Annotated in this window: 12 protein-coding genes and 1 pseudogene; 10 read left to right on the top strand and 3 right to left on the bottom strand. The window is 66.9% G+C overall.

Annotated features, from left to right (window positions below; all coding sequences use genetic code 11):
- The first annotated feature begins 304 nt into the window (after positions 1-304).
- Complete coding sequence (locus A9Z05_RS32525) at positions 305-1,153, top strand: ureidoglycolate lyase (RefSeq protein WP_069621649.1); 849 nt, start codon at positions 305-307, stop codon at positions 1,151-1,153.
- A gap of 139 nt (positions 1,154-1,292) precedes the next feature.
- On the opposite strand, the gene A9Z05_RS32520 is transcribed toward A9Z05_RS32525, so the two are convergent.
- A complete protein-coding gene (locus A9Z05_RS32520) occupies positions 1,293-1,676 on the bottom strand; it encodes a VOC family protein (protein WP_050013351.1) in 384 nt (127 codons plus the stop codon).
- Positions 1,677-1,927: 251 nt separating this feature from the next.
- Here A9Z05_RS32520 and A9Z05_RS32515 point away from each other — a divergent pair, with 251 nt between their 5' ends.
- The gene (locus A9Z05_RS32515; RefSeq protein ID WP_069621648.1) at positions 1,928-2,587 is read left to right on the top strand and encodes an ABATE domain-containing protein; all 660 of its coding nucleotides are present in this window, start codon (positions 1,928-1,930) and stop codon (positions 2,585-2,587) included.
- A 15-nt stretch (positions 2,588-2,602) separates the two neighbouring features.
- On the opposite strand, the gene prpR is transcribed toward A9Z05_RS32515, so the two are convergent.
- Positions 2,603-4,597: a propionate catabolism operon regulatory protein PrpR gene (prpR, locus tag A9Z05_RS32510; protein WP_069621647.1), complete on the bottom strand. Its 1,995-nt coding sequence runs from the start codon at positions 4,595-4,597 to the stop codon at positions 2,603-2,605.
- A gap of 170 nt (positions 4,598-4,767) precedes the next feature.
- Between prpR and prpB the strand changes: the two genes are divergently transcribed.
- The 8 genes and pseudogenes from prpB to A9Z05_RS38490 all read left to right on the top strand — a co-directional run.
- On the top strand, positions 4,768-5,661 hold the full coding sequence (prpB, locus tag A9Z05_RS32505; protein WP_006480320.1) for a methylisocitrate lyase: 894 nt from the start codon (positions 4,768-4,770) through the stop codon (positions 5,659-5,661).
- Between the two features lie 40 nt (positions 5,662-5,701).
- Positions 5,702-6,874: a 2-methylcitrate synthase gene (gene prpC / locus A9Z05_RS32500; protein ID WP_069621646.1), complete on the top strand. Its 1,173-nt coding sequence runs from the start codon at positions 5,702-5,704 to the stop codon at positions 6,872-6,874.
- Between the two features lie 82 nt (positions 6,875-6,956).
- On the top strand, positions 6,957-9,551 hold the full coding sequence (acnD, locus tag A9Z05_RS32495) for a Fe/S-dependent 2-methylisocitrate dehydratase AcnD (protein ID WP_069621645.1): 2,595 nt from the start codon (positions 6,957-6,959) through the stop codon (positions 9,549-9,551).
- Positions 9,552-9,577: 26 nt separating this feature from the next.
- The gene (gene prpF, locus A9Z05_RS32490) at positions 9,578-10,771 is read left to right on the top strand and encodes a 2-methylaconitate cis-trans isomerase PrpF (RefSeq protein ID WP_069621644.1); all 1,194 of its coding nucleotides are present in this window, start codon (positions 9,578-9,580) and stop codon (positions 10,769-10,771) included.
- Positions 10,772-11,184: 413 nt separating this feature from the next.
- Positions 11,185-11,634 carry a response regulator transcription factor gene (locus tag A9Z05_RS35640; RefSeq protein WP_084044529.1) on the top strand — a complete coding sequence of 150 codons (450 nt, stop codon included), beginning with the start codon at positions 11,185-11,187 and terminating at the stop codon, positions 11,632-11,634.
- A 166-nt stretch (positions 11,635-11,800) separates the two neighbouring features.
- Positions 11,801-12,709 carry a hypothetical protein gene (locus A9Z05_RS32480; protein ID WP_069621642.1) on the top strand — a complete coding sequence of 303 codons (909 nt, stop codon included), beginning with the start codon at positions 11,801-11,803 and terminating at the stop codon, positions 12,707-12,709.
- A gap of 284 nt (positions 12,710-12,993) precedes the next feature.
- Positions 12,994-14,046: a CaiB/BaiF CoA-transferase family protein gene (locus A9Z05_RS32475; RefSeq protein WP_069621641.1), complete on the top strand. Its 1,053-nt coding sequence runs from the start codon at positions 12,994-12,996 to the stop codon at positions 14,044-14,046.
- Positions 14,047-14,087: 41 nt separating this feature from the next.
- Positions 14,088-14,153 (top strand): annotated as a pseudogene (locus A9Z05_RS38490) (addiction module antitoxin); the annotation flags it as partial.
- Between the two features lie 40 nt (positions 14,154-14,193).
- Here A9Z05_RS38490 and A9Z05_RS32470 read toward each other — a convergent pair.
- Positions 14,194-14,637 (bottom strand): PaaI family thioesterase, encoded by a 444-nt coding sequence (locus A9Z05_RS32470; RefSeq protein WP_011353771.1) that lies wholly within the window; start codon positions 14,635-14,637, stop codon positions 14,194-14,196.
- Positions 14,638-14,736: the final 99 nt, after the last annotated feature.

Raw genomic sequence — 14,736 nt, 5'->3', positions numbered from 1 at the left:
TGGTACAAAGGCTTGCGGGCCAGCGACGGCGCGGCCGCGCGTGCAGGCGGCCGGCATGGCCGGCACGCGTCGCGGATGCCGGCCCGTCGTCGCCGCTGCGCAGCCCGGCGGGCGCCCGTTCGATGCGCGCCGTACTGTCGTGCGGCGCCACGATCGCTGCGCCCGCACGACGCTCGCGCGTCGACGGCATGCCTCACGCAGCGCCTACGCGTGCCATCGACGATCGACGATCAGTCCGGCGCGCGGCCGCGAAAGGCCGCGTCGGCGGGTATCCTGTCCCATTCGACAACAGAGGTTAAGCACGATGAAACTGCTTCGCTATGGCCCGTCCGGCCAGGAAAAGCCCGGCATCCTCGATGCGGCCGGCCGGATTCGCGACTTGTCCGCGCATGTGGCGGATCTTGCCGGCGATGTGCTGTCCGACGCGGGTCTCGCGCGGCTGCGCGCGCTCGATCCGGCCGCGCTGCCGCTCGTGTCCGGCGAGCCGCGCATCGGCGCGTGCGTCGGTCACGTCGGCAAGTTCATCGGCATCGGCCTGAACTATGCCGACCACGCGGCCGAAGCCGGCATGCCGGTGCCGAAGGAACCGGTCGTGTTCGGCAAGTGGACGAGTTCGATCTGCGGCCCGAACGACGGCATCGACATCCCGAAGGGTTCGGTCAAGACCGACTGGGAAGTGGAGCTGGGCGTCGTGATCGGCGCGAAGTGCAAGGATGTCGACGAAGCGCGCGCGCTCGATTACGTCGCGGGCTACTGCGTCGTCAACGACGTATCCGAGCGCGAATGGCAGATCGAGCGCGGCGGCCAGTGGGACAAGGGCAAGGGTTTCGACACGTTCGGGCCGCTCGGCCCGTGGCTCGTCACGCGCGACGAAGTGCCCGATCCACAGCGTCTCGACCTGTGGCTCGAAATCGACGGCCATCGTTATCAGAACGGCAACACGCGCACGATGGTGTTCACCGTCGCGCAGCTGATCGCTTATCTGTCGACCTGCATGACGCTGCAGCCGGGCGACGTGATCACGACCGGTACGCCGCCGGGCGTCGGCATGGGTATCAAGCCAGCGCCGGTATACCTGAAGGCCGGCCAAGTGGTGCGCCTCGGGATCGAAGGACTCGGCGAGCAGTTGCAGAGCACGCGCGACGCGCAATAAGCGCGTGTGCGGCGCGGACCGGCTTGAGGATGCGGCTACCCGCGCGCAGCTAACGACGATGTAGCCAAAAACCAGGGCCCCGATTCCGCGCGAGGCGGAATCGGGGCCCTGTCGCTCGTGCGTGTCCGCGCGAATCCGATCAAACGACGTTGTCGAGTTCGCAGTGCGCTTCGAGCCGATAGCCGTCGGGGTCGACGACGAACGCCGCGTAATAGCCGGGGCCGTAGTGCTCGCGCTTGCCGGGCCCGCCGTTGTCCTTGCCGCCGTGCTCGAGCGCGGCGCGGTAGAACGCGTCGACCTCGACCGGCGACGCGGCCTTGAACGACAGGTGCAACCCCGAATCGGGATCGGCGACGACAGGCCGGGCCGCGTGCTGCAACCACAGCTCGGGCTCGGTCGTCCCGTAGCCGAGGGCGCCGTCGTCGCTATACAGGCGCTTGTAGCCGAGTGCGCCGAGCGCGCTGTCGTAGAAGGTGCGGCTGCGGTCGATGTGGGCAACGCCGAACGAAAGGTGGTCGATCATCTGTGGCTCCTTGAACTGAGGGGGACGTCAGTGCGGCAAACCTGCTTACAGGCACCATGCCAGCCGCTTGTAGCGCAGCGCGCCGAGCGTGCTGTCGTCGTACCGGCGGCCGACGGCGGTGTGGATAACGCTGAACGAAAAGCGATCGATCATCTGTGTCTCCTTGTAGTGAAGGGGCGTCGGTGCAGCAAGCCAGTTTTTAACCACCATGCCGGTTATGTTAGAAATCGCTCGGACGCTTGTCAACCGGCATGGTGGTTAGATACGATCGCGTCATGAGTAAAACGCAACCTTCCGTCACGACGGACTGCCTGATCCCGGCGCCGGCCGAAACGTTGAGCCTCGATTTCGCGAACACGCTGTACTGGCGCGGCAGCGACCCGCCGACCGAAACTTTCGGCACGATCGACGACCTGTTCGCGTGGTGCCGCGAGCAGGCGGGCGTGCCGGCCGGCCTGACCGACGCATGTCGCGTGCCCGACAAGGAGAAAGGGGAAGAGAACGGCGACGAGCCGGCGATGCTGGCGCACGCACTCGCGTTGCGCGAGGCGCTATACCGGCTCTTTCACGCCCAGGCGGAGCAGCGCGAGCCGCAGGCCGAGGATCTCGCGCTGCTCGGCGGTTTCCTCGCGCAAGCGCCGCCGCGGGTTGCGCTGGCGCGCGTTGACGGCCGCTATGCGTGGCGGATCGACGCGTCGGGTGCGACGCTCGCGGGGCTGTTGAGCCCGGTGCTGTGGTCGGCGATCGACCTGCTCGGCGGCGCGCGGCTCGCGAAGGTCAAGCGCTGTGCGAACGATGCATGCCAGTGGCTCTTCATCGACGACAGCAAGAACGGCAGCCGCCGCTGGTGCTCGATGTCGTCGTGCGGCAATCGCGCGAAGGCGTATCGCCACTATCACAAAGCCGAATGACGGCGCGGCCCGCACCTATTTCGCCGACAACTTCCGCCACAGCGTCGTCTTGCTGATGCCGAGCCTCTCACAGGCGCGATCGCGATCGCCGCCGCACGCGTCGAGTACCGCGCGGATCTCGTCGGCTTCCGCGCGACGGCGCCGCGCCTGGAGCGTCGGTGCATCGTCGGCGCCGGCGCCGGCGCCGGCCGCGTCGCGCGGCGCGGCGAACAGCTCGGGCGCGATTACTTGCAGCGCGCCGGGGGCGAGCGCCGCGCACGCGGCGGCCGGATCGCTTTCGTCGACTTCCTCGGCCAGCTCCACCGCGATCCGCTCGACCACGTTCTGCAGTTCGCGCACGTTGCCGGGCCAGCGGTAGCGCGCGAGCGTCGCTTGCGTCGCGGCGAGGACGCGCAGCGCGTCGTCGGTGTCGCGCACGCGATCGGCGAGGCGCGGCTCGCGCCGCGCGGCCTGCACGAGCAGCGTCGCCGCGAGCGCGGGGATGTCGGCCGCGCGCTCGCGCAGCGGCGGCAGGCCGATGTTCAGGATGTTGAGCCGGTAATAGAGATCCGCGCGGAACGTGCCGGCTTCGACGGCCGCAAGCAGCGGCCGGTGCGTCGCGGCGATCACGCGCACGTCGATGCGGATCGGCTCGGTCGAGCCGAGGCGGATCACCTCGCGCTCCTGCAGCACGCGCAGCAGCCGGCTCTGCAGCGACGGCGGCATTTCGCCGATCTCGTCGAGAAACAGCGTGCCGCGGTGCGCGGCCTCGAACAGGCCGGTCTTGCCGCCGCGCCGCGCGCCGGTGAACGCGCCTTCTTCATAGCCGAACAGCTCGCTCTCGAGCAACGCTTCCGGAAACGCGCCGCAGTTGACCGCGACGAACGGATAGCTGCGCCGCGCGGACAGCGCATGCAGGCTCTGCGCGATCATTTCCTTGCCGGTGCCGCTTTCGCCGAGCACGAGCACGGTCGCGTCGGACTTCGCGTAGCGGCGCACGAGCGCGCGCACGCGCGTCATCGGCGCCGAGGCGCCGACCACGTCGTCGAGCGCGTAGCGTGCGGCGAACTGTTGCGTGGTGGGCTGCGAACGCAATGCGCGATCGAGCCGTTCGACCGCGCGCGATTCCTGGAACGTCAGCACGCTCCCCGACGTGACGCCGCGATCGACCAGCGGCCCGCGGTGCACGACGTAGCGCACCCCGCGCACGGTCGCGAGCGCGTCGCCGTCCTCGCCGCGCAGCGTGCGCAGCTCGGGCCGCAGGTCGACGAGCGCGCGGCCGACGGCCGCCGCGGGTTCGACCCCGAGCGCCGACGCGAGCCGTTCGTTGATCGCCTCGACGCGGCCGTGCGCGTCGAGCGCGACCACGCCGTCGCGCAGGTGCTGCAGCAGCGTGTCGAGCCGCTGGCGGCGGAAAGCCTCGGCGTGCGTCGCATACGCGACTTCGAGCGCCGTCTCGACGGCCTTGCGCACCGACGCATGCGAATACAGGAATACCGCGCCCATGCCGACGCTGGCCGCGAGATCGGTCACGAGGCCCGGGCCGACAATCGTCTCGATGCCGCGATCGCGCAGGTCGTGCACGCAGGCTTCCGCTTCCTGGGCGGACTGATATGACGCAAACTGCACGTCGAGGCCGTACGCGGCGACGAAGCGGCGCACTTCGGGCGGCGTCTCGCCGGCGCTGACGAGCGCGATCCGCGCGGCGTCGCGCCGCGCGCGCGCGAGCGCCTGCATCACGTCGAAGCCGGTCGGCGACACGACCACCACCGGCACCTGCGCCCGCGTTTTCAGGAAGCCGCCGTTCGAGCCGGCCGCCACGATCACGTCGGGCCGCGCGGCGCCGGCCTCCGCGAGCGCGCTCAGCGCATCTTCATAGGCGCGCGTGACGATGCGCACGTCCGCGCGTTCGTCGAATTCGCCGGCGATCTCGCGAAACAGCTCGCGCAGCCGGCTGATGCCCATTGCCCAGATGCGCGGACGTACCGTGCGGTCGGCCGGGCCGACGGGCTTGGTCGAGGAGAGGTCCATGACGGCCGATTATGCGCGCGAGATTTCATTTTTGAAACATGAAATCGCTAAATTGAAATCGCCGGGCGATGCCACGCACACGGCGGTGGCTTAAGAATCAGTGGGTTAGTGACGTTTCGCAAGCTGGCCCGGTCCTTGCTGTTATCGAGCATTCCATCAGGAGGCCGTTCATGAGCAATACGCATCTTCAGAGCGCCGGCGCGAAGTTCCGCGCGGCAGTCGCGGCCGAGCAGCCGCTGCAGGTGGTCGGCGCGATCACCGCGTACGCGGCCAAGATGGCGCAGGCCGTCGGCTTCAAGGCCGTGTACCTGTCGGGCGGCGGCGTCGCCGCGAACTCGCTCGGCATCCCCGACCTCGGCATCAGCACGATGGAAGACGTGCTGATCGACGCGACCCGGATCACCAACGCGACCGACCTGCCGCTGCTGGTCGACATCGACACGGGCTGGGGCGGCGCGTTCAATATCGCGCGCACGGTCCGCTCGTTCATCAACGCCGGCGTCGCGGCCGTGCACCTCGAGGACCAGGTCGGCCAGAAGCGCTGCGGCCATCGTCCGGGCAAGGAAGTCGTGCCGATCGACGAAATGGTCGATCGCGTGAAGGCCGCGGTCGACGCGCGCACCGACGACCAGTTCGTGATCATGGCGCGCACCGACGCGGCCGCCGCGGAAGGGATCGATTCGGCGATCGAGCGCGCGGTCGCGTACGTCGAAGCCGGCGCGGACATGATCTTCCCGGAAGCGATGAAGACGCTCGACGACTACCGCCGTTTCAAGGCCGCCGTGAAGGTGCCGATCCTCGCGAACCTGACCGAGTTCGGCTCGACGCCGCTGTTCACGGTCGACGAGCTGCGCGAGGCGAACGTCGACATCGCGCTGTACTGCTGCGGCGCGTATCGCGCGATGAACAAGGCCGCGCTGAATTTCTACGAGACGCTGCGCCGCGACGGCACGCAGAAGGCGGCCGTGCCGACGATGCAGACGCGCGCCGAGCTGTACGACTTCCTCGGCTATCACGAATACGAGCGCAAGCTCGACGAACTGTTCGCGCAGGGCAAGAAGTAACGCGGCCCGCACCCCCCGATACCCATTGGAGAAGGAAAACATGAGCGAGACGAAAGACGCAGCAGCACCGGCCGCCGCAGGCGCATTCAAGCCGAAGAAGTCGGTGGCGCTGTCGGGCGTGACGGCCGGCAACACGGCGCTGTGCACGGTCGGCAAGACCGGCAACGACCTGCACTACCGCGGCTACGACATTCTCGACGTCGCCGAATCGTGCGAGTTCGAGGAAATCGCGCACCTGCTCGTGCACGGCACGCTGCCCAACCTGACCGAACTGGCCGCGTACAAGACCAAGCTGCGCGCGCTGCGCGGCCTGCCGAGCGCGCTGAAGGCCGCGCTCGAACAGATCCCGGCGTCGGCTCACCCGATGGACGTGATGCGCACCGGCGTGTCGGTGCTCGGCACCGTGCTGCCGGAGAAGGACGACCACAACCTGCCGGGCGCGCGCGACATCGCCGACCGCCTGATGGCGTCGCTCGGCTCGATGCTGCTGTACTGGTATCACTTCTCGCACAACGGCAAGCGCATCGAAACCGAAACCGACGACGACTCGATCGGCGGCCACTTCCTGCACCTGCTGCACGGCAAGACGCCGTCGAAGTCGTGGGTCGAGGCGATGCACACGTCGCTGATCCTGTACGCGGAGCATGAATTCAACGCGTCGACGTTCACCGGCCGCGTGATCGCGGGCACGGGCTCGGACATTTACTCGGCGATCACCGGCGCGATCGGCGCGCTGCGCGGGCCGAAGCACGGCGGCGCGAACGAAGTCGCGTACGAGATCCAGAGCCGCTACAGCTCGCCGGACGACGCCGAAGCCGACATCCGCCGCCGCGTCGAGAACAAGGAAGTGGTGATCGGCTTCGGCCATCCGGTCTACACGATCTCCGATCCGCGCAACAAGGTGATCAAGGGCGTCGCGCACAAGCTGTCGAAGGAAGCGGGCGACACCAAGCTGTACAACATCGCCGAGCGTCTGGAATCGGTGATGTGGGACGCGAAGAAGATGTTCCCGAACCTCGACTGGTTCAGCGCGGTGTCGTATCACATGATGGGCGTGCCGACCGCGATGTTCACGCCGCTGTTCGTGATTTCGCGCACGTCGGGCTGGAGCGCGCACATCATCGAGCAGCGCATCGACAACAAGATCATCCGCCCGAGCGCGAACTACACCGGTCCGGAAGACCTGCAGTTCGTGCCGATCGAGAAGCGCTGATCGCCCGCCGCGCACGCCGGCGCCCCGCGATGGGGGCTGTCGGCGCGCGCGGCACGTCTTACCCCGAATTCCGCCCCACATCATGAATACCGCCAACCGCAAACCCCTGCCCGGCACGTCGCTGGACTACTTCGACGCGCGTGCAGCAGTCGACGCGATCGCACCCGGCGCGTACGACACGCTGCCGTACACCTCGCGCGTGCTCGCCGAAAACCTCGTGCGCCGCTGCGATCCGGCGATCCTCGCCGATTCGCTGAAGCAGATCGTCGAGCGCAAGCGCGAACGCGATTTCCCGTGGTTCCCGGCGCGCGTGGTGTGCCACGACATCCTCGGCCAGACGGCGCTCGTCGATCTCGCGGGCCTGCGCGACGCGATCGCGGACGGCGGCGGCGACCCGGCGAAAGTGAACCCGGTCGTGCCCGTGCAGCTGATCGTCGACCACTCGCTCGCCGTCGAATGCGGCGGCTTCGACCCGGACGCGTTCGCGAAGAACCGCGCGATCGAGGATCGCCGCAACGAGGATCGCTTCCACTTCATCGAGTGGACGAAGAAGGCGTTCGAGAACGTCGACGTGATCCCGCCGGGCAACGGCATCATGCACCAGATCAACCTCGAGAAGATGTCGCCGGTGATCCAGGTGCAGGACGGCGTCGCGTATCCGGACACCTGCGTCGGCACCGACAGCCACACGCCGCACGTCGATGCGCTCGGCGTGATCGCGATCGGCGTCGGCGGGCTCGAAGCCGAGAACGTGATGCTCGGCCGCGCGTCGTGGATGCGCCTGCCCGACATCGTCGGCGTCGAGCTGACCGGCAAGCGCCAGCCCGGCATCACCGCGACCGACGTCGTGCTCGCGCTGACCGAATTCCTGCGCAAGGAGAAGGTGGTCGGCGCGTATCTGGAATTCCGCGGCGAAGGCGCGGCGAGCCTTACGCTCGGCGATCGCGCGACGATCTCGAACATGGCGCCCGAGTATGGCGCGACGGCCGCGATGTTCTTCATCGACGGCCAGACGACCGACTACCTGCGCCTCACCGGCCGCAGCGACGAGCAGGTGAAGCTCGTCGAGACCTACGCGAAGGCGGCCGGCCTGTGGGCCGATACGCTCGCCGATGCGCAATATGAGCGCACGCTGACGTTCGACCTGTCGAGCGTCGTGCGCAACATGGCCGGCCCGTCGAATCCGCACAAGCGGCTGCCGACGTCCGATCTCGCCGCACGCGGGATCGCCGGTCAGTGGGAAGAGAAGCCGGGCGAGATGCCCGACGGCGCGGTGATCATCGCCGCGATCACGAGCTGCACGAACACGAGCAACCCACGCAACGTGATCGCCGCGGCGCTGCTCGCCCGCAACGCGAATGCGAAGGGCCTGACGCGCAAGCCGTGGGTGAAGAGCTCGCTCGCGCCGGGCTCGAAGGCGGTCGAGCTGTATCTGGAAGAAGCGAACCTGCTGCCGGAACTCGAGAAGCTCGGCTTCGGCATCGTCGCGTTCGCATGCACGACCTGCAACGGGATGTCGGGCGCGCTCGACCCGAAGATCCAGCAGGAGATCGTCGATCGCGACCTGTACGCGACCGCCGTGCTGTCCGGCAACCGCAACTTCGACGGCCGCATTCATCCGTATGCGAAGCAGGCGTTCCTCGCGTCGCCGCCGCTTGTCGTCGCGTACGCGATCGCCGGCACGATCCGCTTCGACATCGAGAAGGACGTGCTCGGTCACGATCAGGACGGCAAGCCCGTTACGCTGAAGGACATCTGGCCGACCGACGAGGAGATCGACGCGATCGTCGCGTCGAGCGTGAAGCCCGAGCAGTTCCGCAAGGTCTACGAGCCGATGTTCGCGCGCAGCGCCGACGCCGGCGAGCGCGCGGCGCCGCTGTATGACTGGCGCGCGCAGAGCACGTACATCCGCCGCCCGCCGTACTGGGAGGGCGCGCTGGCCGGCGAGCGCACGCTGAAGGGCATGCGGGCGCTCGCGGTGCTCGGCGACAACATCACGACCGACCACCTGTCGCCGTCGAACGCGATCCTGCCGAACAGCGCGGCCGGCGAATACCTCGCGAAGATGGGCCTGCCCGAAGAAGACTTCAACTCGTACGCGACGCACCGGGGCGACCACCTGACCGCGCAGCGCGCGACCTTCGCGAACCCCACGCTGATCAACGAGATGGCGATCGTCGACGGCGCGGTGAAGAAGGGCTCGCTTGCGCGCGTCGAGCCGGAAGGCAAGGTCATGCGGATGTGGGAAGCGATCGAGACGTACATGAATCGCAAGCAGCCGCTGATCGTCGTGGCCGGCGCCGACTACGGCCAGGGCTCGTCGCGCGACTGGGCCGCGAAGGGCGTGCGGCTCGCGGGCGTCGAGGCGATCGCCGCCGAAGGCTTCGAGCGGATTCACCGCACGAACCTGATCGGGATGGGCGTGCTGCCGCTCGAGTTCAAGCCGGGCACGAACCGGACGACGCTCGGCATCGACGGCACCGAAACCTTCGACGTGATCGGCGAGCGTACGCCCCGCGCCGACCTGACGCTCGTGATTCACCGCAGGAACGGCGAGCGCGTCGAGGTGCCGATGACGTGCCGGCTCGATACGGCCGAGGAAGTGTCGATCTACGAAGCGGGCGGCGTGCTGCAGCGTTTCGCGCAGGACTTCCTCGAATCGTCGCAGGCAGCCTGACCGGCTCAAACAGGGATAACGCAAACATGGCTCACATTCCTCAAATCAGGATTCCCGCCACGTACATGCGCGGCGGCACCAGCAAGGGCGTGTTCTTCAGGCTGCAGGACCTGCCGGATGCCGCGCAGGCGCCGGGCGCCGCGCGCGACGCGCTGCTGCTGCGCGTGATCGGCAGCCCCGATCCGTACGGCAAGCAGATCGACGGGATGGGCGGCGCGACGTCGTCCACCAGCAAGACGGTTATCGTGTCGAAAAGCACGCGGCCGGGGCACGACGTCGACTACCTGTTCGGCCAGGTCGCGATCGACAAGGCGTTCGTCGACTGGACCGGAAACTGCGGCAACCTGTCGGCGGCGGTCGGCCCGTTCGCGATCGGCGGCGGGCTCGTCGATCCGGCGCGCGTGCCGAGGGACGGCGTCGCGACCGTGCGGATCTGGCAGGCGAACATCGGCAAGACGATCGTGGCGCACGTGCCGATCGTGAACGGCGCGGTGCAGGAGACGGGCGACTTCGAACTGGACGGCGTCACGTTCCCGGCCGCCGAAGTGCAGCTCGAATTCATGGACCCGGCCGCCGAGGAAGAAGGCGCGGGCGGCTCGATGTTCCCGACCGGCAACCTCGTCGACGATCTGGCCGTGCCGGGCATCGGCACGCTGAAGGCGACGATGATCAACGCGGGCATCCCGACGATCTTCGTCGACGCGGAAGCGATCGGCTATACGGGCACCGAGCTGCAGGACGCGATCAACGGCGACGCGAAGGCGCTCGAGAAATTCGAGACGATCCGCGCGCACGGCGCGCTGCGCATGGGCCTGATCGACACGCTCGACGAAATCGCGACGCGGCAGCACACGCCGAAGATCGCGTTCGTCGCGAAGCCGGCCGACTACGTCGCGTCGAGCGGCAAGCGCGTGAACGCGGGCGACGTCGACCTGCTGGTGCGCGCGATGTCGATGGGCAAGCTGCACCACGCGATGATGGGCACGGCGGCGGTCGCGATCGGCACGGCCGCGGCGATTCCCGGCACGCTCGTCAACCTGGCGGCGGGCGGCGGCGAACGCAACGCGGTGCGCTTCGGGCATCCGTCGGGCACGCTGCGCGTCGGCGCGGAAGCGCAGCAGCAGGAGAACGGCGAGTGGACCGTCACCAAGGCGATCATGAGCCGCAGCGCGCGCGTGCTGATGGAAGGCTGGGTGCGAGTGCCGGGGGATGCGTTCTGATCGTTGCAGCATCGCCCTGGAGAGGGCGTGCGACAAGCGACTTTTCCGCTTCGCCGGTTTCACGGCCGGCGAAGCGAGCGGCCTGCTCGCCTGGGCCGGCCATCGCGCGATGCGGCCTCCGCAGCGGCGATATTCCACGATGTTTCGATACGAAAGAAGATTCCGGTCGTTGGTTGCCGGATAATAAAAATATCTTGATCGTGGAAAGCGATTTTAATTCGTGCGCCGGATGTGCGGCGTAATTCTGTTTTTTAATATCTACCGATCCGAATCAATGTGTATCGAAATTTCGCACATTGGAATGTGATATAAGCGACGCTCCTGCTGGAAATTTGATTATAAATACCGCAGCCGACAGCATCGCATTTAACTGACCACACCTACCCGGCGGCGAAAACAAGACGACCGGGCCGATGGATTCGGATCCTGCTCTCACGCCGCGAGAGAAAGAAGTCGTGGATCTGCTGCGTCGCGGATTCAGCAACAAGGCCATTGCCGCTTACCTCGGAGTCGGACTCGATACCGCGCGACGTCACGTGAGCCGCATCAAACGGAAGACCGGTGTCCGATCCGTCATCGCGTTGCCCGGCAGCGATCTGCCCGATGATCCGGAATGGCTGGATCGGCTGGACCTCGGCGGCATCCATCTGAGTCCGGCCGAATCCCGCGTGCTGCGACTGCTGTGCCAGGGGCACGGCAGCAAGCAAATCGCACGCGTACTTCAAATCAGTCCCCGTACCGTCGACAAGCATCGCGAGCATTTACTCGATAAATGCAGCTGTAAATCGACGCGTCAACTGGTGGCCTGGATCGCCGGTCAATACGCGAAGTGTGGCATGGCCAATTCGTCGGGCGAATCCTAATCTGGATCCATGTGCTGCACACTCGAATCAATCAATTGAGTTGTCGATAATTTTCAAATTTGAAATTATTAAATTTACCAGTAAATAAGCGCCTTTGTTTTTGTGCGTGATGCTCGCCGCGTGCAAGGGATTTATTTTCAGCGGGCTTATCCGAGGGGATTGGAAAATGAGCATTCTGAAAGTGTGCCGTTGGCCGAAAGTCGGTGTCACCTGGGACGTCATTACCGAGGGGAACGGGGAGCTGAAGAAAAAGGCCGGCGAGAAGTTCTCCGTGACCGGGGTGAACAAGGAAAGCCTGCGAACCGAAAACACGTATTACGTGTACCAGGGCTCGCATGCCGACCAAGGCCAGAAGGTCGTGTGCAAGAGCCTCAGTCCGACCGGTAACGTGGCCGAGTTCCAGGTACAGGCGCAGTTGTTCCAGGCGGAGGAATACGGCGTGCTTGTCCAGTCGTTCCAGAACGTCCTGGCAGCCGCGACCAAGACCGTCGATATCGGAATCGGCAAGAAGGATTTCGCGACGCTCAAGCAGGCCCGCTACAACCTGTGCTTCGCCAAGAAGGTCGGGGACGCGGCTTACAACGTCGTCTGGCGCGCATCGTTCGAGTATCTCGAGGACAACGAGTTCTCGTGGACGCCGATTTACCAGATCTTCGGGACGAACCGCTATCAGGACGGCATTGCGGTCAAGGCGTCGACCAAGAAGGTCGCGATCGGCCTCGGGGAGATCATCACCCTCGACAAGTACGGACAGTTCGGGTCGCCTTCGACGGGCGGCGACCCGACCGCGATCAACATGGAGAACGACTACGGCGATATCCATCCGGGCATTTGCCAGCTGAGTACGGGTGTCGATGGCGAGGCCGTCAGTACGCCGATCTACGCCGCGCCCGACGTGATGGTATCCGGGGAAGCATCGTTCACGCCGATCGAGAAAGTGCTCGTGTGGTTTGAGCAGAACATCGAGACGTCGACGATCTTCTCGAAGGCGCGATCGCGGAGCATCGAGATCGACCTCACGAATACGAATTCGACGGGGCGAGTCTACGAAGGCGGGCAATGGAAAACGCCGTGACCTTGCCGTGATCGAACGGGTTGCCAGCCGTTACGTCGAGATCGATCTATCCGACGTTTCGACGGCGGCCCGCATCTATCGGGGGCAGTCCTGGATCATCCCCTGACGGCAAACGAAAAGACCGGNNCCGGTCTTTTCGTTTGCCGTTTCACCCGTCGCCTCGCGCATTCGAGTCGGGCGCCTTCCACGCACGAAAGCACGTCAGAATACGCGTATCCGGCGCACACGCTTGCCCGCGGCGCACGCGCGTCTGCCCGCTTCGAACACATCCCCAAGAGGCCGCCATGCCATTGAACGCGCCGCTTTCCGGCATCCACATCGTCGAATTCGAAGGTCTCGGCCCCGGCCCGCTCGCGGGCTGGATGCTCGCCGGCATGGGCGCGCGCATCACGCTGATCGCGCGTCCGTCCGGCCGCACGAGCGCGCCGGATGCGCTGCAGGCCCGCGACGGCGACTTGCTGCGCGAAGGCAAGACGATCGTCGAACTCGACCTGAAGTCGCCGGCCGGCCGCGAGGCCGCGCTCGACCTGATCGCGCAGGCCGATGCGCTGATCGAGGGCTTGCGGCCCGGCGTGATGGAGCGGCTCGGCCTCGGGCCCGACGTTTGCGCGCGCCGCAATCCGAAGTTGGTCTACGGGCGCATGACGGGCTGGGGCCAGCACGGCCCGCTCGCGGCCGCGGCCGGGCACGACCTGAACTACGTCGCGCTGACCGGGCTGCTGTCGCTGTCCGCGCCGTGCGACGGCCGGCCGGGGTTGCCGCCGACCGTCGTCGGCGATGCGGGCGGCGCGCTCGGGCTCGCGTTCGGGATCGTCTGCGCGCTGTTCGACGTGCGCGGCGGCGGGCCGGGGCGGGTGGTCGACGGCGCGATCGTCGACATCGTGTCGATGCTCGGTTCGCTCGCGCTGTGGGCGCGCGCGAACGGGCAGCTCGACGGTGCGCAGCCGAGCCTGTTCCACGATGCGCCGTTCTACGACGTGTATCGCTGCGCGGACGGCGAGTGCGTGACGATCGGCGCGCTCGAACCGTCGTTCTATGCGTTGCTGGTCGAACGGCTCGGGCTGACCGACGTCGATCCCGCGTCGCAGTACGACCGGGCGCGCTGGCCTGCGCTGAAGGCGCGTTTCGCGGCGGTGTTCGCGCAGCAGCCGTCCGCGCACTGGCGCGCGCTGCTCGAAGGCACCGACGCGTGTTTCGCGCCGGTGCTGAGCGTGGCCGACGCGGCCGTGCATCCGCACAACGCGGCGCGCGGGATCTATCGGACGGATGAGCACGGGAACGTGCGGGCGCGGGTGGCGCCGCGGTTTTTGCCGTTGGCGGGGGATGACGCCGCTTAGGGCTGTCTTTCAGGAGGCGGCTTCCGTTCGTCGACGGCCCCGTGCTGGTGGTCGCGGTCGGCCGCCGCGAGCGTGATGCGGTTTATCTGGCTGCGATGAAACGCTAGCGCGACACGCGTCGCGGCATCGACGCCCGGGCTCGGCAACTCACGCCGTTTCCTCCGGCGCATCCGGCATCTTGCCGTCGCCGACGCGGTTGATCGTGCCTTGCGCGATCGCGACGAGCCGCTCGTGGTCGCCGTCGATGACGAACACATGGCACTGGCAGGTCGCCTGGTGCCGGCCCGCGTAGACGAGCTTCGCGCGGGCGACGAGCGTGCCGTTCACGGCCGGCCGCAGGTAGTTGATCTTGTATTCGGCGGTGATCACGCGCGGGCCGAGCACGAGCGCGCCGGCGAACGTCAGCGCGTTGTCCGCGAGATAGCTGATGACGCCGCCATGCACGAAACCGTGCTGCTGCCGCAATTCCTCGCGCACCGGCAGACACAGCGACACTTCGTTGTCGCCGATATGCATCAGCTCCGTGCCCAGCAGCATGCTGAACGGCTGCGCGCGCAATGCGCCACGCGCGTGGTCCGTGATGTCGGTCATCGCTTTCCTTCGAAATGAGTGCCCGCTTGCGCTGAACTCTAGGAAGGGGGCTCCGGATAAGCAAGGAAATTCGTCCGCGTTTCGTGCAAATCCCGGCGC

This window comes from Burkholderia sp. A2 (assembly GCF_001729305.1).
Lineage (GTDB): Bacteria > Pseudomonadota > Gammaproteobacteria > Burkholderiales > Burkholderiaceae > Burkholderia > Burkholderia sola.
Note: the sequence above shows the minus strand (reverse complement) of the source record. Positions and strands in the feature narration are given on the sequence as shown.